This is a genomic window from Variovorax sp. 05L425 (assembly GCF_056397705.1).
Genome location: NZ_JBFTNY010000023.1, coordinates 43,460 through 67,142 on the forward strand (window position 1 = coordinate 43,460; position 23,683 = coordinate 67,142).

General features: G+C 65.4%; 22 protein-coding genes and 2 tRNA genes. 15 read left to right on the forward strand and 9 right to left on the reverse strand.

Annotated features, from left to right (window positions below):
- Window positions 1-8: 8 nt before the first annotated feature.
- Genes AC1DN9_RS23330 through AC1DN9_RS23375 form a run of 10 tightly spaced genes read left to right on the forward strand, consistent with a single transcriptional unit; the run spans window position 9 to window position 9,503 of the window.
- Entirely contained in the window at window positions 9-998 is a 990-nt protein-coding gene (locus AC1DN9_RS23330) for a PQQ-dependent catabolism-associated beta-propeller protein (protein ID WP_478104034.1), read from the forward strand.
- Window positions 995-2,185: an ABC transporter substrate-binding protein gene (locus tag AC1DN9_RS23335; protein WP_478104035.1), complete on the forward strand. Its 1,191-nt coding sequence runs from the start codon at window positions 995-997 to the stop codon at window positions 2,183-2,185. The genes AC1DN9_RS23330 and AC1DN9_RS23335 overlap by 4 nt, the downstream gene beginning before the upstream one ends.
- Window positions 2,182-3,048: an ABC transporter permease gene (locus AC1DN9_RS23340; protein ID WP_478104091.1), complete on the forward strand. Its 867-nt coding sequence runs from the start codon at window positions 2,182-2,184 to the stop codon at window positions 3,046-3,048. Before AC1DN9_RS23335 ends, AC1DN9_RS23340 begins: the two co-directional genes overlap by 4 nt.
- On the forward strand, window positions 3,045-4,040 hold the full coding sequence (locus AC1DN9_RS23345; protein WP_478104036.1) for a tripartite tricarboxylate transporter substrate binding protein: 996 nt from the start codon (window positions 3,045-3,047) through the stop codon (window positions 4,038-4,040). The genes AC1DN9_RS23340 and AC1DN9_RS23345 overlap by 4 nt, the downstream gene beginning before the upstream one ends.
- A 22-nt stretch (window positions 4,041-4,062) precedes the next feature.
- On the forward strand, window positions 4,063-5,085 hold the full coding sequence (locus AC1DN9_RS23350; protein ID WP_478104037.1) for an AAA family ATPase: 1,023 nt from the start codon (window positions 4,063-4,065) through the stop codon (window positions 5,083-5,085).
- An 18-nt stretch (window positions 5,086-5,103) separates the two neighbouring features.
- Window positions 5,104-5,958, forward strand: coding sequence for a DUF58 domain-containing protein (locus AC1DN9_RS23355; protein ID WP_478104039.1), 855 nt, complete (start codon window positions 5,104-5,106; stop codon window positions 5,956-5,958).
- Between the two features lie 29 nt (window positions 5,959-5,987).
- Entirely contained in the window at window positions 5,988-6,941 is a 954-nt protein-coding gene (locus tag AC1DN9_RS23360; protein ID WP_478104040.1) for a hypothetical protein, read from the forward strand.
- Window positions 6,938-7,975 (forward strand): vWA domain-containing protein, encoded by a 1,038-nt coding sequence (locus AC1DN9_RS23365; RefSeq protein WP_478104041.1) that lies wholly within the window; start codon window positions 6,938-6,940, stop codon window positions 7,973-7,975. The genes AC1DN9_RS23360 and AC1DN9_RS23365 overlap by 4 nt, the downstream gene beginning before the upstream one ends.
- Window positions 7,972-8,511, forward strand: coding sequence for an MxaK protein (locus AC1DN9_RS23370; RefSeq protein ID WP_478104043.1), 540 nt, complete (start codon window positions 7,972-7,974; stop codon window positions 8,509-8,511). The genes AC1DN9_RS23365 and AC1DN9_RS23370 overlap by 4 nt, the downstream gene beginning before the upstream one ends.
- Window positions 8,508-9,503 carry a vWA domain-containing protein gene (locus AC1DN9_RS23375; protein WP_478104044.1) on the forward strand — a complete coding sequence of 332 codons (996 nt, stop codon included), beginning with the start codon at window positions 8,508-8,510 and terminating at the stop codon, window positions 9,501-9,503. Before AC1DN9_RS23370 ends, AC1DN9_RS23375 begins: the two co-directional genes overlap by 4 nt.
- On the opposite strand, the gene AC1DN9_RS23380 is transcribed toward AC1DN9_RS23375, so the two are convergent.
- Window positions 9,458-11,407 (reverse strand): S9 family peptidase, encoded by a 1,950-nt coding sequence (locus AC1DN9_RS23380; RefSeq protein ID WP_478104045.1) that lies wholly within the window; start codon window positions 11,405-11,407, stop codon window positions 9,458-9,460. The genes AC1DN9_RS23375 and AC1DN9_RS23380 overlap by 46 nt on opposite strands.
- Window positions 11,408-11,415: 8 nt before the next feature.
- A complete protein-coding gene (locus AC1DN9_RS23385; protein ID WP_478104046.1) occupies window positions 11,416-11,919 on the reverse strand; it encodes an Lrp/AsnC family transcriptional regulator in 504 nt (167 codons plus the stop codon).
- A 91-nt stretch (window positions 11,920-12,010) separates the two neighbouring features.
- Between AC1DN9_RS23385 and AC1DN9_RS23390 the strand changes: the two genes are divergently transcribed.
- Together AC1DN9_RS23390 and AC1DN9_RS23395 are read left to right on the forward strand one after the other, a co-directional pair.
- Window positions 12,011-15,604, forward strand: coding sequence for an indolepyruvate ferredoxin oxidoreductase family protein (locus tag AC1DN9_RS23390; protein ID WP_478104048.1), 3,594 nt, complete (start codon window positions 12,011-12,013; stop codon window positions 15,602-15,604).
- Between the two features lie 624 nt (window positions 15,605-16,228).
- A complete protein-coding gene (locus AC1DN9_RS23395; RefSeq protein ID WP_478104049.1) occupies window positions 16,229-16,696 on the forward strand; it encodes a nuclear transport factor 2 family protein in 468 nt (155 codons plus the stop codon).
- 4 nt (window positions 16,697-16,700) lie between these two features.
- Here the strand turns inward: AC1DN9_RS23395 and AC1DN9_RS23400 are convergent.
- Together AC1DN9_RS23400 and AC1DN9_RS23405 are read right to left on the reverse strand one after the other, a co-directional pair.
- A tRNA-Arg gene (locus AC1DN9_RS23400) sits at window positions 16,701-16,777 on the reverse strand.
- A gap of 48 nt (window positions 16,778-16,825) precedes the next feature.
- Window positions 16,826-17,614: an SDR family NAD(P)-dependent oxidoreductase gene (locus AC1DN9_RS23405; protein ID WP_478104050.1), complete on the reverse strand. Its 789-nt coding sequence runs from the start codon at window positions 17,612-17,614 to the stop codon at window positions 16,826-16,828.
- A gap of 152 nt (window positions 17,615-17,766) precedes the next feature.
- Between AC1DN9_RS23405 and AC1DN9_RS23410 the strand changes: the two genes are divergently transcribed.
- From AC1DN9_RS23410 to AC1DN9_RS23420, 3 genes are all read left to right on the forward strand, one after another.
- Window positions 17,767-18,018, forward strand: coding sequence for a hypothetical protein (locus AC1DN9_RS23410; RefSeq protein ID WP_478104052.1), 252 nt, complete (start codon window positions 17,767-17,769; stop codon window positions 18,016-18,018).
- Window positions 18,019-18,039: 21 nt separating this feature from the next.
- A complete protein-coding gene (locus tag AC1DN9_RS23415; RefSeq protein WP_478104053.1) occupies window positions 18,040-18,933 on the forward strand; it encodes a DUF72 domain-containing protein in 894 nt (297 codons plus the stop codon).
- A 92-nt stretch (window positions 18,934-19,025) separates the two neighbouring features.
- Window positions 19,026-19,208: a DUF3606 domain-containing protein gene (locus AC1DN9_RS23420; protein WP_478104054.1), complete on the forward strand. Its 183-nt coding sequence runs from the start codon at window positions 19,026-19,028 to the stop codon at window positions 19,206-19,208.
- Window positions 19,209-19,286: 78 nt separating this feature from the next.
- Here the strand turns inward: AC1DN9_RS23420 and AC1DN9_RS23425 are convergent, their stop codons facing one another.
- The 5 genes from AC1DN9_RS23425 to AC1DN9_RS23445 all read right to left on the reverse strand — a co-directional run bounded on the left by AC1DN9_RS23425 (window position 19,287) and on the right by AC1DN9_RS23445 (window position 23,575).
- A complete protein-coding gene (locus AC1DN9_RS23425) occupies window positions 19,287-20,204 on the reverse strand; it encodes an LAPAL motif-containing putative phage structural protein (protein ID WP_478104056.1) in 918 nt (305 codons plus the stop codon).
- A 479-nt stretch (window positions 20,205-20,683) separates the two neighbouring features.
- Window positions 20,684-20,760: transfer RNA gene (locus AC1DN9_RS23430), tRNA-Pro, on the reverse strand.
- A gap of 50 nt (window positions 20,761-20,810) precedes the next feature.
- Window positions 20,811-21,515: a glutathione binding-like protein gene (locus AC1DN9_RS23435; RefSeq protein WP_478104057.1), complete on the reverse strand. Its 705-nt coding sequence runs from the start codon at window positions 21,513-21,515 to the stop codon at window positions 20,811-20,813.
- Between the two features lie 73 nt (window positions 21,516-21,588).
- On the reverse strand, window positions 21,589-21,852 hold the full coding sequence (locus AC1DN9_RS23440; RefSeq protein ID WP_478104058.1) for a UBP-type zinc finger domain-containing protein: 264 nt from the start codon (window positions 21,850-21,852) through the stop codon (window positions 21,589-21,591).
- Window positions 21,853-21,895: 43 nt separating this feature from the next.
- A complete protein-coding gene (locus AC1DN9_RS23445) occupies window positions 21,896-23,575 on the reverse strand; it encodes an FAD-dependent oxidoreductase (RefSeq protein ID WP_478104059.1) in 1,680 nt (559 codons plus the stop codon).
- Window positions 23,576-23,683 lie beyond the last annotated feature (108 nt).

Here is a 23,683-nt window from a genome sequence, read left to right on the forward strand (position 1 = left end):
ACGTCGACATGAATGAAGTTGCCCCGGTCTGGAAGCGTGTGGCCCGTTCGGTCGTGGCGCTGTCGTGCGTGTGCCTCGGCACGGCCGCGCTGGCACAAGGCACCGCCTATGTGTCGAGCGAGAAGGACCAGGCCATCACGCTGATCGACCTGGCGACCCTCAGCGTCAAGGGCACCATCCCGACCTGCAATCGGGGGCGGCACATCCAGCTCACCGCGGATCACCTGATCATGGTCGCCTGCAGCGATTCGAACGTTGCCGACGTGATCGACCCGGCAACGGGCAAGTCGGTGCGCCGCATTCCGCTGGGCGACGAGCCCGAGGCCTTCGATGTATCGCCGGACGGCAAGACCATCTATTCATCCAACGAGGACGAAGGGGCGGTCAGCTTCATCGATGCCTTGAGCGGCAAGGTGCTCAAGACGATCAAGGTCGGCAAGGAGCCCGAAGGCGTGAAGGTCAGCGCGGACGGCAAGACGCTGTATGTGACCTCCGAAGTCGCAAGCCTCGTGCACGTGATCGACGTCGCCAGCGGCACCATCGTCAAGAACGTGAAAGTCGGCAAGCGGCCACGTCGCATGGCCTTCACCCCCGACGGCAAGGAACTGTGGGTCACCAACGAACTCGACGCGAGCGTCAGCATCATCGATACGGCCACACGCAATGTGATCGGCAACGTGAAGTTCGAAGTCAAGGGCGCGCGCAGCGAAGACATCACGCCGGTAGGCATCCAGATTTCGCGCGACGGCAAACGCGCCTTCGTGGCGCTGGGCCGTGCCAACCACGTCGCGTTCGTCGACGTGCCGCAGCGCAAGGTCACGAACCTCGTACTGGTCGGCAAGCGCGCATGGAACGTCACGCTCGACAAGGCCGAAGCCCGGCTGTACGTGGTGAACGGCTTGAGTGATGACGTGACCGTCGTCGATGTCGCCGCGGCCAAGCCGATCAAGAGCATCCCCGTCGGCCGCGTGCCTTATGGGCTGGTGGTGGTCGAATGAAGTGGATCGCCTGCTCTGTCGGCCTTTCGTCGCTGCTGGGGCTGCTGCTGGCGGCGCCGGCGTCGATCGGACAAACGAAGGGCGCCATCACCCCGTTGAAGGCGACGCTGATCTCGCCGAACCCTGACACGCGGCTCGAACGGTCGCGCGTCGAGCGCCACTTTCTGGGCCACCCTGACGGCCCCGCGAGTGACGGCTTGCAGGTCGCGTTGGACGAAGGCCAGTTCGAACTCGAGGCCGTCGATGCGGCGGTCACGCTGGCGAAGCAGTCCGCCGACTCGCGGGAGGCCGCACGCGCCGCCGCGCAGGCGGCCGAAAAATCAGGCGCCGCCGTGATCGTGACGGATCTTCCCGCCGATTGGACGCTGGCCGTGGTCGATGCCGTGAAGCTGCCGGTGATCAACGTCGGCGATGCCGAAGATCGTCTGCGCGAGCAGGACTGCAGGGCGCGCCTGTTCCACATTCTTCCGAGCGAGCGCATGCGGGCCGACGCGCTGGCGCAAACGCTCGTGTCGCGCAAATGGAGCAAGGTGTTGCTGCTCGTCGGCCCGAGCGCGCAGGACCAGGTGCGCGCCGCCGCGGCGCAGGCTTCGATCAAGCGCTACGGCTTGCAGGTGGTTGCGACCAAGCCTTTCAAGCTCTCGGGCGACCCGCGCGAGCGCGACCTGGCCAATCCGCTGCTGCTGACGGCCGGCACCACTTACGACGCCGTCTGGGTGGTCGACAGCGACGGCGAATTCGCACGCGGCCTGCCATACCGGATCGTGTTGCCTCGCCCGGTGGTGGGTGATGCGGGGCTGGTGGCGTTGGCCTGGCATGCGCAGTTCGAGCGCTACGGCGCGCCGCAGGTGTCGCGCCGTTTTGCCAAGGCGGTTGGCCGGCCCATGACCGACAGCGACTGGTCGGCGTGGATGGCAGGCAAGGCGCTGGTCGCGGCCGCCATCGCGGCGCCGAAAGGGCCCGCCGCAGCCTGGGCGCAGGCGCTCGCCAAGACGCCGATCGATGGCTCCAAAGGCACGAACCTGACCTTCCGTCCGTGGGATGGGCAGTTGCGCCAGACCGTGCTTCTCACCGACGGCCAGGGCGTGATTTCGCAGGCGCCGGTCGAAGGCCTGCTGCATCCGACCAACGTGCTGGACACACTGGGCGCGGACGCCCCGGAGAAGCGATGCAAGACGACGCCATGATTCCCGTCGAAGCCGGCGAGGCGGAACTCGCGCCGCACCGCGGGGTCGCGCATGCGCTGCAGGCCATGCAGGCGATCGTCATGCGCGAACTGCTCAAGTTCTCGCAGCAGACCGGCCGGCTGGTGTCGGCGCTGGTCCGCCCGCTGCTGTGGCTGGCGGTGTTCGCCGCGGGTTTTCGCAACGTGTTCGGCGTCGCGATCGTCGAGCCCTACGACACCTACATCCCCTATGACGTCTACATCGTGCCGGGCCTGGTGGGCATGGTGCTGTTGTTCAACGGGATGCAGTCGTCCCTCGCGATGGTCTACGACCGCGAAATGGGCCTGATGCGGCTGCTGCTCACCGCACCGTTGCCGCGCGCATGGCTGCTGTTCTGCAAGCTCTGCGCGACGGCGCTGCTGTCGGTGTTGCAGGCGCTTGCCTTCGTGATCGTCGCCTTGCTGATCGGCACCGATCTGCCGATCTTCTCGCTGGGCGGTCTGAATGCCTTGGTCGCACTGGTCTGCGGGGCGCTGATGCTGGGCGCGCTCGGCCTGCTGCTGTCGGTGCGCATCAAGCAGCTCGAGAACTTCGCCGGCACGATGAACTTCGTGATCTTCCCGATGTACTTCATGTCGACCGCGCTCTACCCGCTGTGGAAGCTGCAGGAGTCGGGCGCCGAGTGGGTCTATCAGCTCGCGCGCTTCAACCCGTTCACGCACGCCGTCGAATGGATCCGGTTTGCGCTGTACGGCAAGGACCCGGGCGCGGCACCCTGGATCGTGCTGGGTTGCCTGACGGTGTTCTTCGTGTTCGCTTGTTGGGGCTACGACCCGCAGCGCGGTTTCGGCGGATTGACGAAGCGCGGCGGAGGACCGCCATGAACACCGCCATGAACACCGGCCGCCGCCGTTGGCTGCGCAGTGCGGCCGCGTTCGCGTTGGCTGCGGGGCCCATGGTGCACGCGCTGGCCGCCGACACCTTTCCGTCCCGGCCGATCACGATGTGGGTGCCGTGGGCGGCCGGTGGCGCGACCGATCTGTCGTTGCGGCTCCTGGCCGAACTCGCTGGGCAGGCGCTCGGCCAACCCGTGGTGGTCGCCAACCGGGCCGGTGCCGGCGGCACGATGGCGATGCCGATCCTGTTCCAGGCCGAACCCAACGGCTACACCATTGCGCAGATGCCGCAGCCGGTCTTTCGCATGCCCTTCATGCAGCAGGTGATCTGGGATCCGGTGCGCGACGTCACGCCCATCATCCAGATTTCGGGCGTCACTTTCGGGGTGCTGGTGCGCGCTTCCAGCCCATTGCGCTCACTCGAGCAACTGTTCGACTTCGCGCGCAAGCGGCCCGGTGAGTTGAGCATCGCCACCAACGGCATCGGCACGACGCCGCACCTCGTGCTCGAAGCACTCTTCACCGATCGGGGGCTGAGCTACATCCATGTGCCCTACAAGGGCACGGCCGAGTTGACCCTGGCAGTGTCGTCGGGGCAGGTGATGGCGGGCGTCAATTCCTCGGGCTTCGCGCCGGAAGTCGATGCGGGTCGCCTGCGATTGCTCGCGACCATGGGGGCGAAGCGCTCGCCGCGCTGGCCGCAGGTGCCGACCTTGCGCGAACTGGGCTTCGACATCGTGGCGATGTCGCCTTACGGGCTGGCCGGCCCGCGCGGATTGCCGCCTGACGTGCTTGCCGTTCTGCATGACGGCTTCAAGAAGGCGCTGTTCGACCCGCGGTTCGCCGAAGACCTGGCAAGGTACGACCAGGAGATCGCCTATCTCGGGCCGGAGGACTACGCGCGGGCCTGCCGCGAAGAGTACGCCAAGGAACGTGCAATGGCCGAGCGCTTGAAGAGCCCGCGCGGCCCGGGTGGCTGAGGACGGCCATGGAGGACCTCGAATGGACCGAGACGATGGGTTGATGAGCGACTGGCGGCAGCGGGCGCTGATGCTCGAAGCCGAGGTCGCCAAGGCGGTGATCGGCCAGGCGCGGGCGATCCGCCTCATCAATACGGCCGTCTTCGCGCGCGGCCACGTGCTGTTGCAGGGCGATGTCGGGGTCGGCAAGACGACGCTGCTGCGGGCCTTCGCGCAGGCGCTGGGCGGCGGGTTCGCGCGCATCGAAGGGACCATCGACCTGATGCCCAACGACCTGATCTACTACACCTACATCAGCGCGGAGGGCAGGCCCGCGGTCGAGCACGGGCCGTTGATCACGCACGGCGAAAGCCTCGCGATCTTCTTCTTCAACGAGATCAACCGGGCGCGCCCGCAGGTGCATTCGCTGCTGCTGCGCGTGATGGCCGAGCGCAGCGTGGCGGCCTTCAATCGCGAGTTCCGTTTTCCGCATCTCCTGGTGTTTGCCGACCGCAACCGGGTGGAGCGCGAAGAGACCTTCGAGATTTCGGCCGCGGCGCGCGACCGCTTCATGCTGGAAGTGACCGTCGATGCGCCCGCGTCCGATGCTGAAAGGCGTCAGCTGATGGGCGATCCACGCTTCCACGACACCGATCGGCTCGTCGGCGCGCTGGCCGGCGGGCTGGTCGCTTACCAGGAGCTGAATCAGGTCTCGGAGTTGATCCAGCGCTGCGTGCAGGCCTCCGAGGCATTGCAGGCCTATGCGCTCGATCTGTGGCGCGCGACGGCGGCGCCCGCCGACTACGGCGTGCGGCTGTCGGACGTTGACACGGCCCACCTGATGCTCGCGGGCGCCAGTCCGCGCGGCATGAGCCTGCTGCTGCGCGCCGCCCGCGTTGCGGCCTGGCTCGACGGGCGCGACTACGTCACGCCCAAGGACGTGCAGGCGGTCTTCGTCGAGACCATCGCGCATCGGCTGTGCTATCACCCGGTGTATGAGATGCGTCGCCAGGAGATCTCGGGCCGCCTGATGAGCGGCATCCTCTCAAGCGTGGCTGCACCTTGAGTGACATGGGGCGATGTGATGACACAGCAGCCAACCGTGCAGGAACTGCATTACCGGATCGGGGCGCCGGCGCTGGGCCACTTCCCCGGGCATCACCGAAGTTCGCGCGGTGACAGCGGCTTCGAGTTTCGTGGCCATGCGGCGCTGCTCGACGCACCGGACCCGCGTCGGCTCGATCTGCACGCGAGCCTGCGCGACCCGTTCGGCAACTGGATCGTGCGGGTCTACAGCCAGCGCAAGGCGATTCCGGTGGTGATGGTGGCGGACTTGTCGGCCTCCATGAGTTTCATCGGCACACACCGCAAGCTCGATGTCCTGGCCGACTTCGTCGACAGCCTGGCCTGGTCGGCCTGGCGCACCGGCGACAGCTTCGGCTTCGTCGGTTGCGACAGTTCGGTCCGCGAGGATGTGCTGTTGCCGCCGACGCGCTCGCGCGGCATGGGTGGCGCGCTGGCGGGGACGCTTCGCACCCTGCATCTTCAAGGTCGCTCGGCACGCGCGCTGGTGCTGGCGCATCGCTTCCTCGGACGGCAGCGTTCGCTGGTATTTCTCGTCTCGGACTTTCATCTGCCGCTGCCCGAGGTCGAAGCCGTGATGGCCTCGATGGCCCACCACGATCTGGTGCCGGTGGTGCTGTGGGACCCGCTGGAGTTCGGCCTGACCCCGCGACAGGGCCTGGCGCAGGTGACCGACCCGGAATCCGGCGTCACGAAACTGCTGTGGTGGCGTCCGGCCTTGCGCGAAAGGTGGCTGGCGGCCCACCGGCAGCGCCGCGATGCGCTGTTGCGGATCTTTCGGGTGCAGCAGCTCAAGCCGCTGTTCATCGAGGGCGCCTTCGATGCCAACGCAGTCACGCGGCACTTCCACGCGTGAATCACGCGTGAACCCCATGTGAGCCATGCATGATGACGATCTGGTGGATGCATCCGGCCCTACGCGGACTTTGCGCCGCGATGCTCGGGTGGCTTGCATCGGCGGCTTGTGCAGAGGTGCTGCCGGGACAGCTGAATGCCACCTCGAGCGAGCCGCGAGCCTTCGGCTACCAGATCGGCGACACGGTGTCGCGCACTGTCACGGTCGACGCTTCGGACGGCCTGGTGCTCGACGAGTCCAGCGTGCCGCAGGCCGGTGCGCGCGGCAATGCCCTGGAGTTGCGCAGCATCGAGCGACGCAGCAGTGCCGAGCCCGGCGGGCGGCGCCACGAGCTGACGCTGGCCTACCAGGTGTTCCTTTCGCCGCCGGAGCCGCGCACCCTCGAGATGCCGGGGTTCGTCTTGCGCTTCCAGGGCCAGCCGCGGGCGCAGGAGGTCCGTGTCGAAGCCTGGCCGGTGACCGTGTCGCCGCTCGTGCCGGTGGAGGTCTCGCCCCGGCGCGGACTCGGTGAACTGCAGCCCGATGCGCCCCCGCCCCTGATCGACACCCGCTTCGCGCGCTGGCGCCTCACCGCTTACGGCGTCGTGTCGCTTTTGCTGCTGGCGTACCTTGCCCATGTGTACATCGGCTTGCCGTGGTGGACGCGCGCGCATCGGCCGTTCACGTTGGCATGGCGCAGGCTGCACGGCCTCACGCCGACGAGTCCCGATCCGCAATGGCGCGAGGCGTTCAAGCAGCTTCATGAAGCCTTGAACCGGACGATGGGGGAGGTGGTCTTCGAGGAGGGCATCGGTCGCTTCGTCAAGGCCCAACCGCACTTTGCGCATCTGCGCGACGACCTCGCCACATTCTTCCGGCAGTCGCGGCTCGAGTTCTTCGGCAAGCAGGCTGAGAAGGGGCAACAAGTGCCTGCGCATGCAGATCGAAGCTGGCTGATCGAGTTCTGCCGGCGTTGCCGCGATGCCGAGAGGGGCTCCCTATGAGCTTCGACCATCCCTGGCTGCTATGGCTGTTGCCGCTGTCCGTGCTGCCGCTTCTGGCGCGGTCGGGCGGCGCGCTCGACAACACCTGGGCGACGCTCATGCCCCGGGACCGGGCGTCCGAACTGCTGGGATGGGCGCTGCGCATCGTCGGCGTCCTCGCGCTCGCTGCGCTCGGCATCGGCATGGCCGGCCCGTACTGGCCGGAGTACGACGTCGAGCGTATCGGCAAGGGTGCCGAGATCGTGCTGGTGCTCGATCGCAGCCGCAGCATGGACCAGGGCTTTGGCGGCGCGCGCCCCCCGGGCGCGGCGGCGAAAGGCACCGGCCCGGAAGCGATCGACTACTACATGACCCAGGTCAGGACGCGCGAGTCCAAGGGCAAGGTTGCGCGGCAATTGCTGTCCGAGTTCATCGCCAAGCGCCAGGAAGACCGGTTCGGCATGATCGTCTTCAGCACCTTGCCGATCCGGGTGCTGGAGTTCACGCAGAAGAACGAAGCGATCCAGGCCGCCATCGTGGCCGGCGACGTGGGCCGCGGCCTTTCGGAGACCAACATCGGCCTCGCGATGCAATCGGCGCTGTCGTCCTTCGTCGATCGGCCCTACACCGGCTCGCGCATCGTCATGCTGGTGTCCGACGGCGGTGACCGGCTCGACCCGCCTTCCCGCGAGCGCATCGCCTATTTGGCGCGCAAGCACCGCGTCGCGATCTACTGGATCTACCTTCGCTCCGCCAACAGTCCGGGGCTGGTCCTGGAAAAAGGCGAAGCGGCGGAGAACGTCGACGCTGTGCCCGAATACGCGCTGCATCGCTTCTTCGAGTCTCTCGGAACGTCGTACCGCGCCTACGAGGCCAGCGATCCCGAAGCGCTGAAGAAGGCCATCGAGGCGGTCAATCTTCTCGAGAACCTGCCGATCACCTACCTCGACACCGTGCCCCGGCGCGACCTGTCCGGAGCGGTGTTCGGTGTTGCCTTCGGCTGCCTCCTGCTGCTGCTCGCAGCGAACCTGGCGGAGGTCCGGCGATGGGCATGAACCCGCAGCGACGCACGCGCGCAGTGCTGGGCCTGCTCGCGGTCATTGCCGTCATGGCGGCGATCGACGGCGCGTTGACGTGGCGCCAGCATCTGTGGAACGAATCGATCGTGTCGGGCCCGTTGCCGGCCGAGACCCAGGACGTCCCACCGCAAGTGCGGTTCGCGCAGGCCTTTGCGCAGGCCGAAAGCGGCGCCGACGAAGCGGCCCTGCATCTCTATCGCAGCCTCGAAGACGATTCGGCGCTCGGCCTGGCCGCGCACTACAACAGCGCCAACCTGCTGATGCGCCAGGCGGTGGTGGTGCAAGCCGGCACCGAACCCGGCAAGGCGATCGCGCTGATCGAGTTGGCCAAGGAGGGCTACCGCGACGTGTTGCGCGTCGATCCGCGGCACTGGGACGCGCGCTACAACCTGGAGCGCGCCCAGCGGCTGCTCCCCGATCCCGACGAGATGGACGCTGCGCCACCGGAAAACCGGCGCGACTCCGAACGCGCGGCCACCACGGTGCGCGGCCATTCGCCCGGCCTGCCATGACGCCCTGGCACCGCTTGCGCGCCTCGTGGCGGCACAGCACCGACCGTTGGCTGCTTTCGCTGGCGGCGCTGGCGCTGGCTGCCAGCCTGCTCGATCCGGCTGTGGTGATGGAGCGTTCGTTGTTCGATCACGTGGTCGTGCTCGACGTGACCCAGAGCATGAATGTCACGGACGCGGACATCGACGGCCGACCCGCTTCACGACTCGACGCTGCCAAGCACGCCTTGCGTCAATCGCTGCTGCGATTGCCGTGCGGCTCGAAGGTGGGCTGGGCGATCTTCACCGAATACCGTTCACTGTTGCTGCTCGCACCGATCGAGGTGTGCGCCAACCTGAGCGAGTTGCGTTCGACCCTGGCGCAGATCGACTCGCGCATGGCCTGGTCGGGCAACAGCGAGATCGCCAAGGGATTGCACAGTGCGATCGACATCGCAAGGCACTTGCCGGACAAGCCATCGCTGGTGTTCATCACCGACGGGCAGGAGGCGCCGCCGCTGAACCCGCACTACCGCCCGTCTTTCGACGACAAGCCAGGCGACGTGCAAGGGCTGATCGTGGGCGTCGGTGACCTGCTGCCGTCGCCGATCCCGAAGACCGATCCGGAGGGCCGGCCGCTCGGCTTCTGGCGCGCCGATGAAGTGGCGCAGACCGATCTGCGCAGCCAGGGGCGCGGCGCGAGCGTGCGTGGCGAGGTGCTGGTGGACGAGTCGGCGGGTTCGGCCGCGCCCATGCTTGGCGCCACGCCGGGATTGGAGCACCTGTCGTCATTGCGCGAAAGCTATCTGCGCTTGCTTGCGGGCGAGCAGGGCCTGGCGTTTGTTCGCCTGCAATCGCGCGAACGGCTGGCGGAAGCATTGATGTCGCCCGCGCTCGCCAGGCCGGCGCCTGTTCGTACCGGTGGGCGCGTCCTCCTGGCGGGACTGGCGTTCTGTCTGCTGCTGGTGCGCTATGCGGTCCCGTGGTTGCGGAAGACCAAGGTGTTGAAGAAATAGAACTCGGCGTCCAACGCCCACTGGATGTTCGAAGACTGGCGAAACCCGTGCTGCTCGCCCGCGAAGAGCACGTACTGCGCGGTGATCCCTTTCCGGCGCAGCGCCGTGACCATCAACTCGGTCTGGCTGGGCGGGACGATCTTGTCTTCGGCACCCTGAAAGAACGCGACCGGCGCCGACAGCCGGTCGGCGTTGCGAACCGGCGAACGGTCGAGATAGGCCTTGCGATCCGTGTACGGCGCGATCAGCCAATCCAGATAGCGGGATTCGAACTTGTGCGTGTCGCGGGCCAGCGCGTCCGGATCGCTGACCCCGTAGTGACTTCCGCCCGCCCTGAACATGCCGCGAACCGCGGGATCCGCGCAGGTCAGGCAAGTCAGGGTCGTGAATCCGCCGGCACTGCTGCCGGTAATGACCGTTCGCGTCGCATCGACCCATTGCCTGTCGATCAAGTACCGGGCGGCGGCGGCGCAGTCGTCGGCATCCACGATGCCCCACATCCCCTGCAAGCGTTCGCGGTAGGCGCGTCCGTAACCGGTGCTGCCGCCGTAGTCGACATCGACGACCGCGATGCCCCGGCTGGTCCAGAACTGCGTGCGCAAGTCGAGCGTGCGCGAGGCCGACGAAGTGGGTCCGCCATGGCACTTGACCAGGAGCGGCGGCAGTTTTCCGTCGGGTGCGATGTGGTCGGCGTTCATCGGAGGGTAGAACAACCCGAACGCCGTCTGTCCGCCGGGTGTCGGAAACTCGACCGGCTGAGGGATGGAGAAATGCCTGTTCGTTGCGGGGTCGTCTGCGACGGTCGTGGACTTCCGGATCGTGGTGATCTTTCCGCTGTGCGCGTCCAGCACAACGATCGAACCCGGAATGGTTGGCCCCCCAGCCTTGAAGGCCACCTTCGAGCCTTGCGCCCGCACCGACGAGAATTCGGTGAAAGGCAGGTTCACTTCCGTCAGCTTGCCGCTTGCGAGTTCAAGCAGAGCAAGCTTGCCAACTCCGCCTTCGATGTATGTGCATATCGCCTCGCTCGCCGACAGGAAGGCGTATGTCGACATCCCGAAATTCCATTGCGCCCGACCGAACTCCGCCGCCCTCGGGCAGACATTGACGGAGACGCCGTGGGCTTCCGATCGATGGATGTTCCACCAGCCTGAGCGATCGGACACGAAATGGAGCACGCCATCCGGTGCCCATTCCGGTTGGAACACGGACTCTGTCGGACCGCCTGCGATCCTGATCGGGTTCTCCACGCCAACCCCGGTGAAGTCCGCGACCCATAGTTCGGTTCCCACCCAGGGCATGTGGGGGTGGTTCCACGACAGCCAGGCCAGGCGCCGGCCATCCGGACTGAGCCGTGGCGACGCGTAGAAGTCATTTCCCTCTACCAGTACGGTCCCGGCGCCGCCTGAATGCAGGTCCAGGACCACGATGGTGTTGACGGCCTCCTTGCCTGGAATCCGATGATCCTCTCGGACACCGATCCAGAGATGGCGAGAGGCGTTGATCTGGCCGTCAGCGTATCGAAGTCCTGCGTCTGGCTGGCCCGGGGCAGGGGCTGGGGTCAGCGGTACAGGGCTGCCGTCGTTGCCTTCGAGTCGATACAGCCGCTGGTCCTTGAAGTTGCTGAAGTAGCTGACCCCTCCGGAAACAACGACCCCGGCACCGCCGTACTCGTGCACCCGCGTGCGCGCGGAAAAAGGCTCCGGCGTGACATCCATGGCCGTCCCGTCGGCGCTGTGTCGAACCAGCACGCGGCGTCCGGCCTCTTGCGGCCGGCCTTCGACCCAGTACACATCGGTGCCGTCGAGCAGCACATCGACGAGGTCGATCATGGCCGTCGCGACGAGTTCGGACGTGATGGGGGATGTCCAGTTGCCGAAGGGCGTTGTCGTCGGGCGGGGCATGGGACACCTCAGGTGCGCGAACGACGGGTCGGCCCGAAGTCGACCGGCAGGCTTCCTTCGGTCTTCACTTCCCGCAGCACGATCGCCGAGCGCACGTGGGTGACGCCGGCCTGTTCGAACAAGGTGGTGTGCAGGAATTTCTCGTAGTGCTTGATGTCCGGCACCAGCACCGTGAGGATGTAGTCGGCCGGGCCGGTGGCCGACACGCAGCGCACGATCTCGGGGCTCACTTCGACCGCCTTCTCGAAGTCGCGCACCTTCGACTCGTTGTGTCGGTCGAGATTCACTTCCGTCACCGCTGCGATATTGAGACCCACCTTCTCGCGGTCGACCACGACGGTGTAGCCGCGGATCACGCCCGCGGTTTCCATCTCCTTGATGCGGCGCCAGCAGGGCGTGGACGACAGTCCCACCTTGTCGGCAATCTGCTGCACCGTCTGCCGCGCGTCGCGCTGCAGTTCGAGCAGGATCTGCAACGAGTAGTTATCCAGGGGAATGGAATCGTCATTCATGGGCATTTGCGAGAACAATATTCTCTGATCTAGGGTCAGTTCGGGCCAATTGCAGAGAATATTCCTCCTGCAAGCGAAGAACAATCCCCGGATGAATTCATTCGCGACCCCTTCTCCCGTCCAGCGCCCCACGTACCAGCTTTCCGACAGCCTTTGGGCGCGATCCGGCGCCGTTTTCCTGACCGGAACGCAGGCCCTGGTGCGCGTGCTTCTGATGCAGCGCCAGCGCGATGCGGACCGTGGGTTGGACACCCAGGGCTTCGTCAGCGGCTACCGCGGCTCGCCGCTCGGGATGGTCGACCAGGCGATCTGGAAGGCCGGTGCGGGCTTCAAGGATGCGGGCATCCGCTTCGTGCCTGCGATCAACGAGGAGCTTGCGGCGACGCAGGTGCTGGGCACGCAACGCGTGGAGTCGGACCCCGAACGCAGCGTCGAGGGCGTGTTCGCGATGTGGTACGGCAAGGGCCCGGGCGTGGACCGCGCCGGCGATGCGCTCAAGCATGGCAATGCCTATGGCTCGTCGCCGCACGGCGGTGTGCTTGTGGTGGCGGGCGACGATCACGGCTGCGTCTCTTCGTCGATGCCGCATCAAAGCGACCATGCTTTCGTCGCCTGGAGCATGCCGGTCATGCAACCGGCTTGCGTGGCCGAGTACCTGGAATTCGGCCTGTACGGCTACGAACTCTCGCGCTTCTCGGGCGCGTGGGTCGGCATGGCGGCGCTGTCCGAAGTGGTCGAGAGCGCGGGCACGGTGGACCTCGACCTGATCGAATCGCACGTCGCCGCCTGGGCCGATGCCGACACGGTGCGCGCCGCCACCGGTCATCGCGCGCCCATCGACGGGTTGCACTACCGCTGGCCCGACCTGCCTTCGCTGCGCATCGAATCGCGCCTGGCCGACAAGCTGGAGGCCGTGGCTGCCTTCGCGCGCGTCAACAGCATCGACCGCCACGTGATCGAGAGCCCGCATGCGAAGGTGGGCATCGTGACCTGCGGCAAGGCGCACTACGACCTGATGGAAGTGCTGCGCCGTCTCGAAGTGACGCCGGAGAGTCTCGCGCGCGTCGGGGTCAGGCTCTACAAGGTGGGGCTGAGCTTTCCGATCGAGCAGACGCGCGTCAAGGCCTTCGCGCAGGGCCTCGACGAGATCCTGATCGTCGAGGAGAAGGGCGCGATCGTCGAGAGCCAGTTGCGCGACCTTTTCTACAACGCGCCTCCTGGTACGCGACCCGCGTTGGTCGGCAAGCACGACCGCGAAGGCCGGCCGCTGGTATCGGCGCTCGGCGAGTTGCGGCCATCGCGGCTGATCGAACTGGTAGCCCACTGGCTGTCGGTGCACTTTCCCGACAACGCCGACCTTGGCGACCACTTCCAGCACGTCCGCGATTTCACGCCGCCGGAACTGCTGAGCAATGACGGCGATTCGGTCAAGCGCCTGCCGTACTTCTGCGCCGGCTGCCCGCACAACACCAGCACCAAGGTGCCCGAGGGCTCGACCGCGCGCGCCGGCATCGGCTGCCACTTCATGGCCAACTGGATGGACCGCAGCACCGCAGGGCTGATCCAGATGGGCGGCGAGGGCGTCGACTGGGTCTCGCACTCGATGTTCACGCGCACCCCGCACGTCTTCCAGAACCTCGGCGACGGCACGTACTACCACTCGGGCTATCTCGCGATCCGCCAGGCGGTCGCGGCCAAGGCGACGCTGACCTACAAGATCCTGTTCAACGACGCTGTCGCGATGACCGGCGGACAGCCGGTCGACGGCATCATCAGCGTCGACGCCATCGCGCGACAGGTCGAATCGGAAGGCGTGAAGCAGGTGGTCGTCGTCAGTGACGCGATCGAGAAGTACGCGCAGATCAAGGGCAAGTTCCCGGCCGGCACCGAGTTCCATGACCGAAGCGAACTCGATGCGGTACAGCGCCGCCTGCGCGAGATCCCCGGTGTGACGGTGCTGATCTACGAGCAGACCTGCGCGGCCGAGAAGCGCCGGCGCCGCAAGAAGGGCGAGTTGGTCGATCCGCCCAAGCGCCTCTTCATCAACGAGGCGGTGTGCGAAGGCTGCGGCGATTGCAGCGTGCAGAGCAACTGCGTGGCGGTGCTGCCGCATGAAACCGATCTGGGTCGCAAGCGCAAGATCGACCAGACGAGTTGCAACAAGGACTACTCCTGCGCGAAGGGCTTCTGCCCCAGCTTCGTCGGCGTCACCGGCGGCGCGCTGCGCAAGAAGAGCGGCGCGCTGGCCGCGGGCCGCGATGCCTTCCTGCAGCATGTGGCGGCATTGCCGCTGCCGGCGCCACGCACATGGGACGCGCCCTATGACCTGCTCGTCACCGGCGTCGGCGGCACCGGCGTGGTGACTGTCGGGGCGGTGATCGCGATGGCCGCGCACCTCGAAGGCAAGTCGGCGAGCGTGCTGGACTTCATGGGCTTCGCGCAGAAGGGTGGGGCGGTGCTGAGCTTCGTGCGCCTGGCCGATACGCCGGAGCGACTGAACCAGGTGCGCATCGACACCCAGCAGGCCGATGCGATCCTGGCGTGCGACATCGTCGTGGGCGCTTCGCCCGATGCGCTGCAGACCGTGCGGCACGGACGCACCCGCATCCTCGCGAACACGCACGAGATCCCCGTGGCCGAGTCGCTGCGCAATCCGGACGCCGATCTCAAGGCCGAACTGCTGCTGGAGAAGATGCGCTTCGTCGCGGGCAGGAGCCAGGTCGAGACCTTCGATGCGCAGACGCTGGCGGAGGAATTCCTCGGCGACACGCTGGCGTCGAACATCCTCGCCACCGGCTATGCGTGGCAGCGCGGGCTGGTCCCGCTGAGCCTGGAGGCGGTGACGCGCGCGATCGAACTCAACGGCGTCGCAGTCGCTGCGAACCTCATGGCCTTCTCGCTCGGCCGGCTCGCTGCGGGCGCGCCGCAGGCCGTCGAGGGCTTGCGCAACGCCACGGCAAGCAGCGTGCAGGACGAATCGCTGGAAGCCCTGATCGCTCGCGGGCGCAAGCACCTTGCCGGCTACCAGAACGCAGCCTGGGCGCAGCGCTTCGAGGCGCGCGTACGCGTCTTGCAGCAGCGCGAAGCGGCACTCGGCGGCGGCGATCCGAGCTTTCCGGTCACGCGCAACGCGACGCTCAGCCTGCTCAAGCTCATGAGCTACAAGGACGAGTACGAGGTCGCGCGCCTCTACAGCGACGGCAGCTTCCGCGAGAGGCTCGCGGATCAGTTCGAAGGCGACATCAAGCTTGAATTCCACATGGCTCCGCCTTTCCTGTCGCGGCCGAAGAACGGACAGCCGCCCGTCAAGATCCGACTCGGCGCCTGGATGATGCCGGCCATGAAGTGGCTCGCCCATGGCAAGCGCTTGCGCGGCACGGCCTTCGACGTGTTCGGCCACACGGCGGAACGTCGGCTGGAGCGCTCGCTGATCGGGCAGTTCGATGCACGGCTGGACGAGTTGATGGCCGAACTGTCGCCCGACAACCAGAAGCTCGCGGCGCAGATCGCTGCAGTGCCGCTGACGATTCGCGGCTACGGCCATGTGAAGCTGGCCAATCTCGCACTGGCGCGTGGCCGCGAAGCGGAGTTGATGCATCGCTTCTCGCCCGGTCGCTACCCGAGGCCGGCGACGGAAGCGAAGGCCGGGCAGATTCGCGGGATCTCGGTTGTCGCGACGCACTGAGGACGGCGCCTCGGAAGTAGGATGGCTCCCGACCACCCGTTCTGAGGAGTCCCTTCAATGACCGACCGCCTCCGCTCGATCGCCGCAACCGTGGAAAGGATCACGGGGGCGTTTCTGCTGTGCCTCTTGGCCGGGTGCTCAACCACCGACACCCGTCCTCCTCGTCAATTCGGACCCTGCCAGACGGACCCGGGTTCGTTCGCGTGCCAAGTGGACCGATATTCGCGGGCCGGGATGTGACGCCTGCATCAAGAGGGCCTGCTTTATGGCCTCGGGTCGAGCGCAGAGAAGATGGCGATGGCCAGCAGGATGACGATTGCCGTGATGGCGATGATCTTGAGCTTGCTCACGGTGGCGTCTCCTCCTTTTTGGGATTCTTCGCCTTGTCCTTGTAGTCCATGACGGCCGCTGTGACATGCGGATTCTCCCTCTCCTCAAATTTGATGAGGGCTCCGTTTGGCGTCGACAGAGCGCAGCCCAGCGGAATTTCCGGGCGCATACAACGGCCAGCCCAGAGTGCGCGACAGTCTTCCACGCGCGCGAGAATTCTGTCGTGAGCCCGAGGCGGAGGACGCGTCTGCAGTAGTCTTCGAGAGCGCAGTGTTTTCATCGAAAGGAACTGCCATGGAAGAACGTCCCCCGCTCCCGCCGTTCACCCTCGAATCCGCCACGCAGAAAGTTCGGCTGGCGGAGGACGGATGGAACACGCGTGACCCCTCTCGTGTCGCCCTTGCTTACAGCCTGGACACCCGCTGGCGCAACCGCGCCGAGATCTTCCAGGGGCGCGCAGCGGCGCAGGCCATGCTGGAACGCAAGTGGGCGCGCGAACTCGAGTACCGCCTCATCAAGGAACTGTGGGCCTTTGGCGGAAACCGAATCGCCGTCCGATTCGCATACGAATGGCACGACGACTCGATGAACTGGTTTCGAAGCTACGGCAACGAGAACTGGGAGTTCAACGCGGACGGCCTGATGGCGTGGCGACATGCCAGCATCAACGACCTGCCCATCAAGGGGTCCGAACGGAAATTCCACTGGCCGCTCGGCCGACGCCCGGATGAACACCCTGGCTTGAGCGATCTGGGGCTTTGATGAATGGCCTGCCCGGAGGGGATCGAACCCCCGACAACCTGCTTAGAAGGCAGGTGCTCTATCCAACTGAGCTACGGGCAGCGAGTGTGCTGCGGGGATTTTACGGTGCTGTTCGGGTCCCGCTGAATCTCACACCACCATCGGCACGGCGGCCCCGTCCATCGACAGGATCGCGCCCGAGATATAGCTCGCGCTCGGCGATGCGAGAAAAACCACCGCGTTGGCAATGTCCTCCGGCTTGGCCAGCCGGCCGAGCGGCATGCGCGCCTCGGCGTCGCGAAGCACTTCGGCTTCGGTCAGCTTGCGCAGGCGCGCATCGGCTGCAATGCCTTCGGCCATGCGATCAGTCAGCGTCAGCGCGGGATTGACTGCGTTCACGCGAACGCCGCGCGGCCCGTAGGCGGCGGCGAGGCCGGCGGTGGCCAGCATCAGCGCGGCATTGGCAGCGCCGCCCGCAAGATGGGTGGGCGTGGCCACCTTGCCGCCCATGCCGATGACGTTGACGATCGCGCCGGAGCCGCGCTCGCCCATTCGCTTGATGACGGGGTCCATCACGTTCACATAGGTGAAGAACTTCGCCTGCATCGCGTCGTGCCAGGTCTGCGGCTGAAGTTCGTCGAAAGGTGTCCGGCGTGCGGCACCGGCGGAGTTCACCAGGATGTCGATCGGGCCCGATTCGGCCTGCACCGCGTCGATCATGTTCAAGGCCGCACGCGCGTCGCCGAGGTCCGCGCAATAGCCGCCGACCGCGTGCCCCGCCGAACGCATCTGCGCGGCTGCGGCGTCGAGGTGCGCCGGCGTTCGTCCTGCAAGACTGACGCGCGCACCTTCCTGCAGGAAGGCTCGCGCACACGCCAGGCCGATGCCGCGGCTGCCGCCGGTGATGAGCACATGCTTGCCGGTCAATTGAAGATCCATGTCGCCTCCGATGGTCAAGAAGGCGGAATTGTGAATGCGTCAGCGACGGCGTGCGCGAGGGCGGGAGTTTGGCCGATACTCCTTTCCGTTCCGTGGGCTAGTCTGGAAGCGGGTCTCCGGCTGCCGCGAGCGTTGATGTTTTGGAGTTTCGAATGAAGTTTGCCTTGGTTCTTGCCGCCGTCTTGTTGGCCGGATGCTCTCAATTCGGAAAGGTGTCGGGCACCGCGATGAACGATCCGCAGGTGGGCAGCTACTGCGAAGCACCCGTTGCCGGCGCCTGCCTCGGGTGCAACATTTCGTGCCCTGCCAATGCGCGGGCGAGCTGCAGGGCCGGCGCCACGACCGCCAGCGCCGGCAATGCGCTCGGCGCGTGCACGCGCGGTGCGGTCTGCGAGTGCCGCTAGCAGCGTACATGGGCCCTGATCATGGCGATCCTTGTCGGCACCGCTTCATGGACTGACAAGACGCTGATCGATTGCGGGCGCTTCTACCCGAAGGAAGCAAAGACGCCCGAGGCGCGGCTGCGCTTCTATTCGTCCATCTTTCCGCTCGTCGAGGTGGACAGCAGCTACTACGGCATCCCGGCGCCCACCACCGTGTTCAATTGGGCCGAGCGCACGCCGGAGAACTTCGTTTTCAACGTCAAGGCGTTCCGACTCTTCACGGGTCACCAGACAGATCCGAAGGTGCTGCACAAGGACATCAAGGAGGCACTCGGTTCGACCAAGACGCTGCACTACCGCAGCACGCCGCCGGAGATACGCACCGAGCTATGGAGACGGTTCATCGACGCGATCCTGCCGCTCAAGGAAGCCGGCAAGCTCGGCCTGGTCCACTTCCAGTTCCCGCCCTGGCTGATGTGCAACCAGGAGGGGTTTGCGCACGTCGAGCATTGCGTCGAACAGATGGCGGGGCACACGGTCAGCGTCGAGTTCCGCCACGCGTCGTGGTTCGATGAGTCGCATCGCGTCGGCACCATCGACTTCCTGCGGGAACTGCGCGCCGTGCACACCGTGGTCGACGGACCTCAGGGCTTCGCGAACAGCGTTCCCTTGCTGGCCGAGACCACGAACCCGGACTACGCATTGGTGCGGCTGCACGGCCGCAACGTCGACACCTACAACGCCAAGGGCGCAAGCTCGGCGGCGGAGCGCTTCGACTACGACTACCCGGACCAGGAATTGCGCGAAATCATGGTGGAGGTCATCCGGCTGGCCTACAAGGTGCGCAACACGCACCTGATCTTCAACAATTGCGATGAAGACAAAGGCCAGCGCAATGGCATCACGTTCATGAAGATGCTGCTGGCGCATGGGTGAAGGCGCTTCGCCTCGGCGGACGTTGTGCGAGCTTGCCAATCGGTTCGCGCGGGCCTATAAGAATCAGCGGCGAACCGCAGCCAGGAGGCCACATGTCGGACGATCTGAGCAATTTCAAACCGCTGGACCCGGGTCGCATCAATACCCACGATCCGGTCGAACTCAAGTATTGGTGTGAACAGCTCCACTGCACTGAGTCAGAGCTCCAAGGCGCCTTGTCTAAGGTCGGAGATCACGTCACCGTGGTGCGTGAGCATCTGGGATCGCATGGGTGACTGAGGATGTCTGGGGCCGACCAGGACAAACCGGCCTCTGTAAACGAAAAGAAGACGACGGCTGAGTCGCTCATGCGCCTATAGACGCGCCTGGAGTGGCGCCTTGTGCTCGCGCACTTTTGCTATGAAGTACTCAGCTTTCAGGCCGTTGTCGCTGATGGTCTGAATGCGGCGAAGGTCCACGATCAACACGTCGCCCTTGCCGAACCGCTGCTCTCCTGATTCGATTTTCGCTAGAAAGTCGACATCGATGATTTCCGCGAAGAACGAGGTGCTTCCATCATTGAATCGCCACTTGTTGCCGTCCTTGAATACGGCCGACTCGATCTGAAGAACGGCGTGTTCCGAGAGGCTATCGGAAACGACATCGGTGTTGCTCGCAGCAATCTCGAAGTACGGAACTTCGACGTTAGTGATGACGGTCTCTGTTTGACCATCGCGGCCGCACGCAAAGAGGTCAACCCCTTCGCGCTCCAGCGGCTTCAAAACCTTTGCGAGCGATTGTCGGACGATTCTGCTTTGGTACAACCTGCCGGCGACAAGGTCGACTTCGAATGATTCCTTCACTTCGAATCCGACCACCTCGAAGATCGTTTTGTCACCATCAAACCGGATGGACGAAGGTTTGCGACCCCGAAGCCATTTGATCAGGCCGATCAGGCCACCTCCGCCCGCCGTGACAAGGCCGAGGCCTCCCAGGATTGCCAATAGATTCGCGGCCGCAGTCGCCGCTGGCCCGGACAGCATCGACACAAGTTGCTGGGCGATTGTCTGAACCGCGATCAGGTCTACCCCAAAGGATCCGCCCTTGAAATTGCCCTGGACATTGACACGTACCTCCGAGGCATCCGGAAAGGCCGCCTTGTTTGCCTCTTCCAGCAGATTCGAGAAAGCGATCAGAGCCGGCGCCAACTCGCGGACGTCCATCTGGTAGTTCTGCAGGGCCGGGCCGTCATACTTGATCGAGAAGTGCACTGATGCGGTCATATCGGTCATGAAGGTATCACCTTTTGTGGCGTGCAGACGTCTGCGCGGACGCTGCGACAAGAGAAGAGCCGGCTCAGGGCGGGCGCTTGGCTCCGACTGGCGCGGAGTAGATATCAGGTGGTCCGATATGGAAATGAGACGTGTCGGAAAGTCTCTGAAGCAACATGCGACCGAAGGCGCGCCCTATCGGCCGTCAGCGGGGTTTGGTCTCACGCTGGGTTCGAGCGATCGCCGCAACCACGGCGGGCTCCATGACAGGCGTTTGCAAATCTCGTTGATCCTCGGCGGTCACGAGCGCGGCCAGCATGGTGGCTGCTGTGGGACAACTGCGAACTTGCCCAGGGGTGCGCATGCAAACCAGGAGGGGGCGCATCAGGGCAGATCGGATTCGCTCGTTGCCCTTAAGAATCTCTCATCTGTTTGAAACAGTGCCTCGAAACGAGAAATGCCGGCAATGGGCTAACCCATTGCCGGCATTCACATTTCAATGGTCGGGGCGAAAGGATTCGAACCTTCGACCCTCTGGTCCCAAACCAGATGCGCTACCAGGCTGCGCTACACCCCGACGAGCCTGCGATTCTAACCCGGCGGAAGGCGCTCTTTGGTTTTTTGCGTTCAGCGACGTTGATATTGCGATTTGCCAAACAGGATTTCCCGTTCCTTGTCGCCCGTGATGGGTGTGCGCAGATCGGCGAGAACCTTGACGCCGCGCTGCACCGCGGGGCGGGCCGCGATGCCGTCGAACCATTGCTTGAGATGCGGATAGTCGGTGAGCACGATGCCCTGGTTCTCCCAGCTCCGAAGCCACGGAAAGATCGCGATGTCGGCAATCGAATAGGTGTCGCCCGCGATGAACTTGTTCGACGAGAGCTGCTTGTCGATGACGCCGTAGATGCGCTTGGCTTCGTTCGAATAGCGGTCGATCGCATACGCGATCTTCTCCGGGGCGTAGTTGCGAAAGTGATGCGCCTGGCCGAGCATCGGACCGACGCTGCCCATCTGGAATATCAACCACTGGAGCACCGCATAGCGGCTACGGTCATCAGTGGGAAGGAACTTGCCGGTCTTGCCCGCGAGGTAGACCAGGATCGCCCCGGATTCGAACAGCGAGATCGGCTTGCCGTCCGGCCCTTCAGGGTCGGTGATGGCGGGGATCTTGTTGTTGGGGCTGATCTTCAGGAAGGCCGGTTCGAACTGGTCGCCCTTGCCGATGTTGACCGGGTGTGCGCGATAGGGGAGGCCGCATTCCTCCAGCATGATGTGAACCTTGTGGCCGTTGGGCGTGGCCCAGGAATAGGCGTCGATGGGTGCTTGGGGCATGTCTCTGGATTCCGTGTGTGGTGACAAGGCCGGCCAGCATAGCCCTCGGCGGCACTTCGTGCAGGGCAGGGCCTTAGCCGACCTGCTCGTCGTGCGCGTAGCACCACATCCAGTCTTCGCCGCGCTCGAGCGACGCCACGACCGGGTGTCCGGTTGCCCTGTAGTGCCGGGTTGCGTGCCGGTTCTTGGACGAGTCGCAGCAGCCTACATGGCCGCAATGCACGCACAGGCGCAGGTGGACCCACTCGTCGCCCATCGCGAGGCATTCCTCGCATCCCGCCGATTTGGGCGGAACGATGACGTTGGGAACGTGGGAGCAGGGGTAGATGCTCGACATCGGCGTTTCCTCGCGGTTCAGGGCTTCGAGTATTGGATGCGCGTCAGGCCACGGCCGCCGACGACGCCAGGTGTTGATGGATGAGTGCAACGACCGCCGCGCCTTCGCCGATGGCACCGCCCACGCGCTTGACGGAGCCCGAACGCACATCGCCGATCGCGAAGACGCCCGGCACGCTGGATTCGAGCGGGGCCGCCACCTTCGCCGGAAAGCCGCCGCGCGCCGCAGAGCCGGTCAGCACGAAGCCGTGCTTGTCGAGCGCGACGCCGCAGCCTTCGAGCCAGTCCGTCTCCGGCACCGCGCCGATGAAAAGAAAGATGTTCCGCGCCGGGCAATCCTGCTGCTGGCCGCTGCGGCGGTCGCGCCACGTCGCACCGTTCAGGCCGGTCGATGGTTCACCGTGCAATTGCATCAGTTCTGTATGCGGACGCAGCGCGATGTTGGGCGTGGCCTCGATGCGGTCGATCAGGTAGCGCGACATGGTGGCCGCCAGCGAGGGGCCGCGCACCAGCACATTGACCTTGGCAGCGTGCTGCGAAAGAAAAACCGCGGCCTGGCCCGCCGAGTTGCCGCCGCCGACCAGGGCGACCTCTTGTTGACTGCAGAGCTTGGCCTCCAGCGCCGAGGCCCAGTACCAGATGCCTCGTCCCTCGAACTCGGACAGGCGCGGCACATCAGGACGGCGATAGCGCGCGCCGCTGGCGATCACCAGCGTCTTCGATCGGAGCTTTCGGCCGTCGACGAGTTGGACTGAGATTTCGCCATGTGACTCCGCGCGGGTGCAATCGAGGGAAGCAACCTCGGCCGGGATCAGCATCTCGACGCCGAATTTCTGCGCCTGCACGTAGGCGCGGCCGGCGAGGGCGCCGCCGGAGATGCCGGTCGGGAATCCGAGGTAATTCTCGATGCGCGCACTGGCGCCCGCCTGTCCGCCAAAGAAGCGACAGTCGACGACGATGACGCGCAAACCTTCCGATGCGGCGTAGACCGCGGTTGCCAGCCCTGCGGGCCCGGCACCGACCACCAGCACATCGAACAGATCCTCATGCTCGATGGTGTCGACCATGCCGAGGCAGCGAGCCAATGCGTTCTCCGTTGGATTGGCCATGACGGAGCCGTTGGGGCAGACAACCAGCAGGTCGACCTCGCCATATTGTTCGAGCAGCGCGGCCGCGTCGGCGTCTTGCGTGGCGTCGACCACATGGTAGGGATGGCCGTTGCGGCCGAGGAAGTTCTGGATCCGCAACACTTCGGCGGATTGCGGTGGTCCGATCAATACCGGGCCACTCGCGCCCGATTCGATCAGCGCGACGCGCCGCAGGATCATGGCCCGGACCAGCCGTTCGCCAAGGTCGGCCTCCGCAATGATCAGGGCGCGCAACTGGTCGGGCGGCACCAGCAGTGTCTCGACGTCGACTTCGGCATGTCCGTCGACCAGCGCCGGGCGGCCCGAAAGCTGCGCGACTTCGGCAAGAAACTGGCCCGGCCCCTGTCGTTCGATCGGCACGATACGGCCGAGACCGTCGCGCTGGCTGATCGCCACCACGCCGTCGAGCACGACGAACATGCCCGGGCCGGGCTCCCCGGCCTTGAACAGGCAGGTGCCGGCCGCATACCGCCTGACGCTGCCAAAGCGCCTGATGCGCCCGATCTCCTGGGCAGTCAGCAGGGGAAACATCTGATGGCGTCGGGTTTCGACCTCGACCCTGGTTTCGTTGGCCATGAAATCTCCGTTGGGCGAATCTTCGGCATTAAACGATGAAGCGGCGGGATTCGCGCAAGTCATGCAATTGCCACCGGAATGACACGCTTGTTTCACCGCATGTCCCGA

What these genes read in the sequence shown, in the direction of transcription:
- AC1DN9_RS23405 (WP_478104050.1), bottom strand. Translation starts at nt 17,614, where the DNA reads ATGGATCTTCAATTGACCGGCAAGCATGTGCTCATCACCGGCGGCAGC.
- AC1DN9_RS23370 (WP_478104043.1), top strand. Translation starts at nt 7,972, where the DNA reads ATGAACCCGCAGCGACGCACGCGCGCAGTGCTGGGCCTGCTCGCGGTC.
- AC1DN9_RS23410 (WP_478104052.1), top strand. Translation starts at nt 17,767, where the DNA reads ATGAAGTTTGCCTTGGTTCTTGCCGCCGTCTTGTTGGCCGGATGCTCT.
- AC1DN9_RS23375 (WP_478104044.1), top strand. Translation starts at nt 8,508, where the DNA reads ATGACGCCCTGGCACCGCTTGCGCGCCTCGTGGCGGCACAGCACCGAC.
- AC1DN9_RS23380 (WP_478104045.1), bottom strand. Translation starts at nt 11,407, where the DNA reads ATGCCCCGCCCGACGACAACGCCCTTCGGCAACTGGACATCCCCCATC.
- AC1DN9_RS23340 (WP_478104091.1), top strand. Translation starts at nt 2,182, where the DNA reads ATGATTCCCGTCGAAGCCGGCGAGGCGGAACTCGCGCCGCACCGCGGG.
- AC1DN9_RS23330 (WP_478104034.1), top strand. Translation starts at nt 9, where the DNA reads ATGAATGAAGTTGCCCCGGTCTGGAAGCGTGTGGCCCGTTCGGTCGTG.
- AC1DN9_RS23335 (WP_478104035.1), top strand. Translation starts at nt 995, where the DNA reads ATGAAGTGGATCGCCTGCTCTGTCGGCCTTTCGTCGCTGCTGGGGCTG.
- AC1DN9_RS23415 (WP_478104053.1), top strand. Translation starts at nt 18,040, where the DNA reads ATGGCGATCCTTGTCGGCACCGCTTCATGGACTGACAAGACGCTGATC.
- AC1DN9_RS23425 (WP_478104056.1), bottom strand. Translation starts at nt 20,204, where the DNA reads ATGACCGATATGACCGCATCAGTGCACTTCTCGATCAAGTATGACGGC.
- AC1DN9_RS23390 (WP_478104048.1), top strand. Translation starts at nt 12,011, where the DNA reads ATGAATTCATTCGCGACCCCTTCTCCCGTCCAGCGCCCCACGTACCAG.
- AC1DN9_RS23355 (WP_478104039.1), top strand. Translation starts at nt 5,104, where the DNA reads ATGACACAGCAGCCAACCGTGCAGGAACTGCATTACCGGATCGGGGCG.
- AC1DN9_RS23365 (WP_478104041.1), top strand. Translation starts at nt 6,938, where the DNA reads ATGAGCTTCGACCATCCCTGGCTGCTATGGCTGTTGCCGCTGTCCGTG.
- AC1DN9_RS23395 (WP_478104049.1), top strand. Translation starts at nt 16,229, where the DNA reads ATGGAAGAACGTCCCCCGCTCCCGCCGTTCACCCTCGAATCCGCCACG.
- AC1DN9_RS23440 (WP_478104058.1), bottom strand. Translation starts at nt 21,852, where the DNA reads ATGTCGAGCATCTACCCCTGCTCCCACGTTCCCAACGTCATCGTTCCG.
- AC1DN9_RS23445 (WP_478104059.1), bottom strand. Translation starts at nt 23,575, where the DNA reads ATGGCCAACGAAACCAGGGTCGAGGTCGAAACCCGACGCCATCAGATG.
- AC1DN9_RS23435 (WP_478104057.1), bottom strand. Translation starts at nt 21,515, where the DNA reads ATGCCCCAAGCACCCATCGACGCCTATTCCTGGGCCACGCCCAACGGC.
- AC1DN9_RS23350 (WP_478104037.1), top strand. Translation starts at nt 4,063, where the DNA reads ATGGACCGAGACGATGGGTTGATGAGCGACTGGCGGCAGCGGGCGCTG.
- AC1DN9_RS23385 (WP_478104046.1), bottom strand. Translation starts at nt 11,919, where the DNA reads ATGAATGACGATTCCATTCCCCTGGATAACTACTCGTTGCAGATCCTG.
- AC1DN9_RS23420 (WP_478104054.1), top strand. Translation starts at nt 19,026, where the DNA reads ATGTCGGACGATCTGAGCAATTTCAAACCGCTGGACCCGGGTCGCATC.
- AC1DN9_RS23345 (WP_478104036.1), top strand. Translation starts at nt 3,045, where the DNA reads ATGAACACCGCCATGAACACCGGCCGCCGCCGTTGGCTGCGCAGTGCG.
- AC1DN9_RS23360 (WP_478104040.1), top strand. Translation starts at nt 5,988, where the DNA reads ATGATGACGATCTGGTGGATGCATCCGGCCCTACGCGGACTTTGCGCC.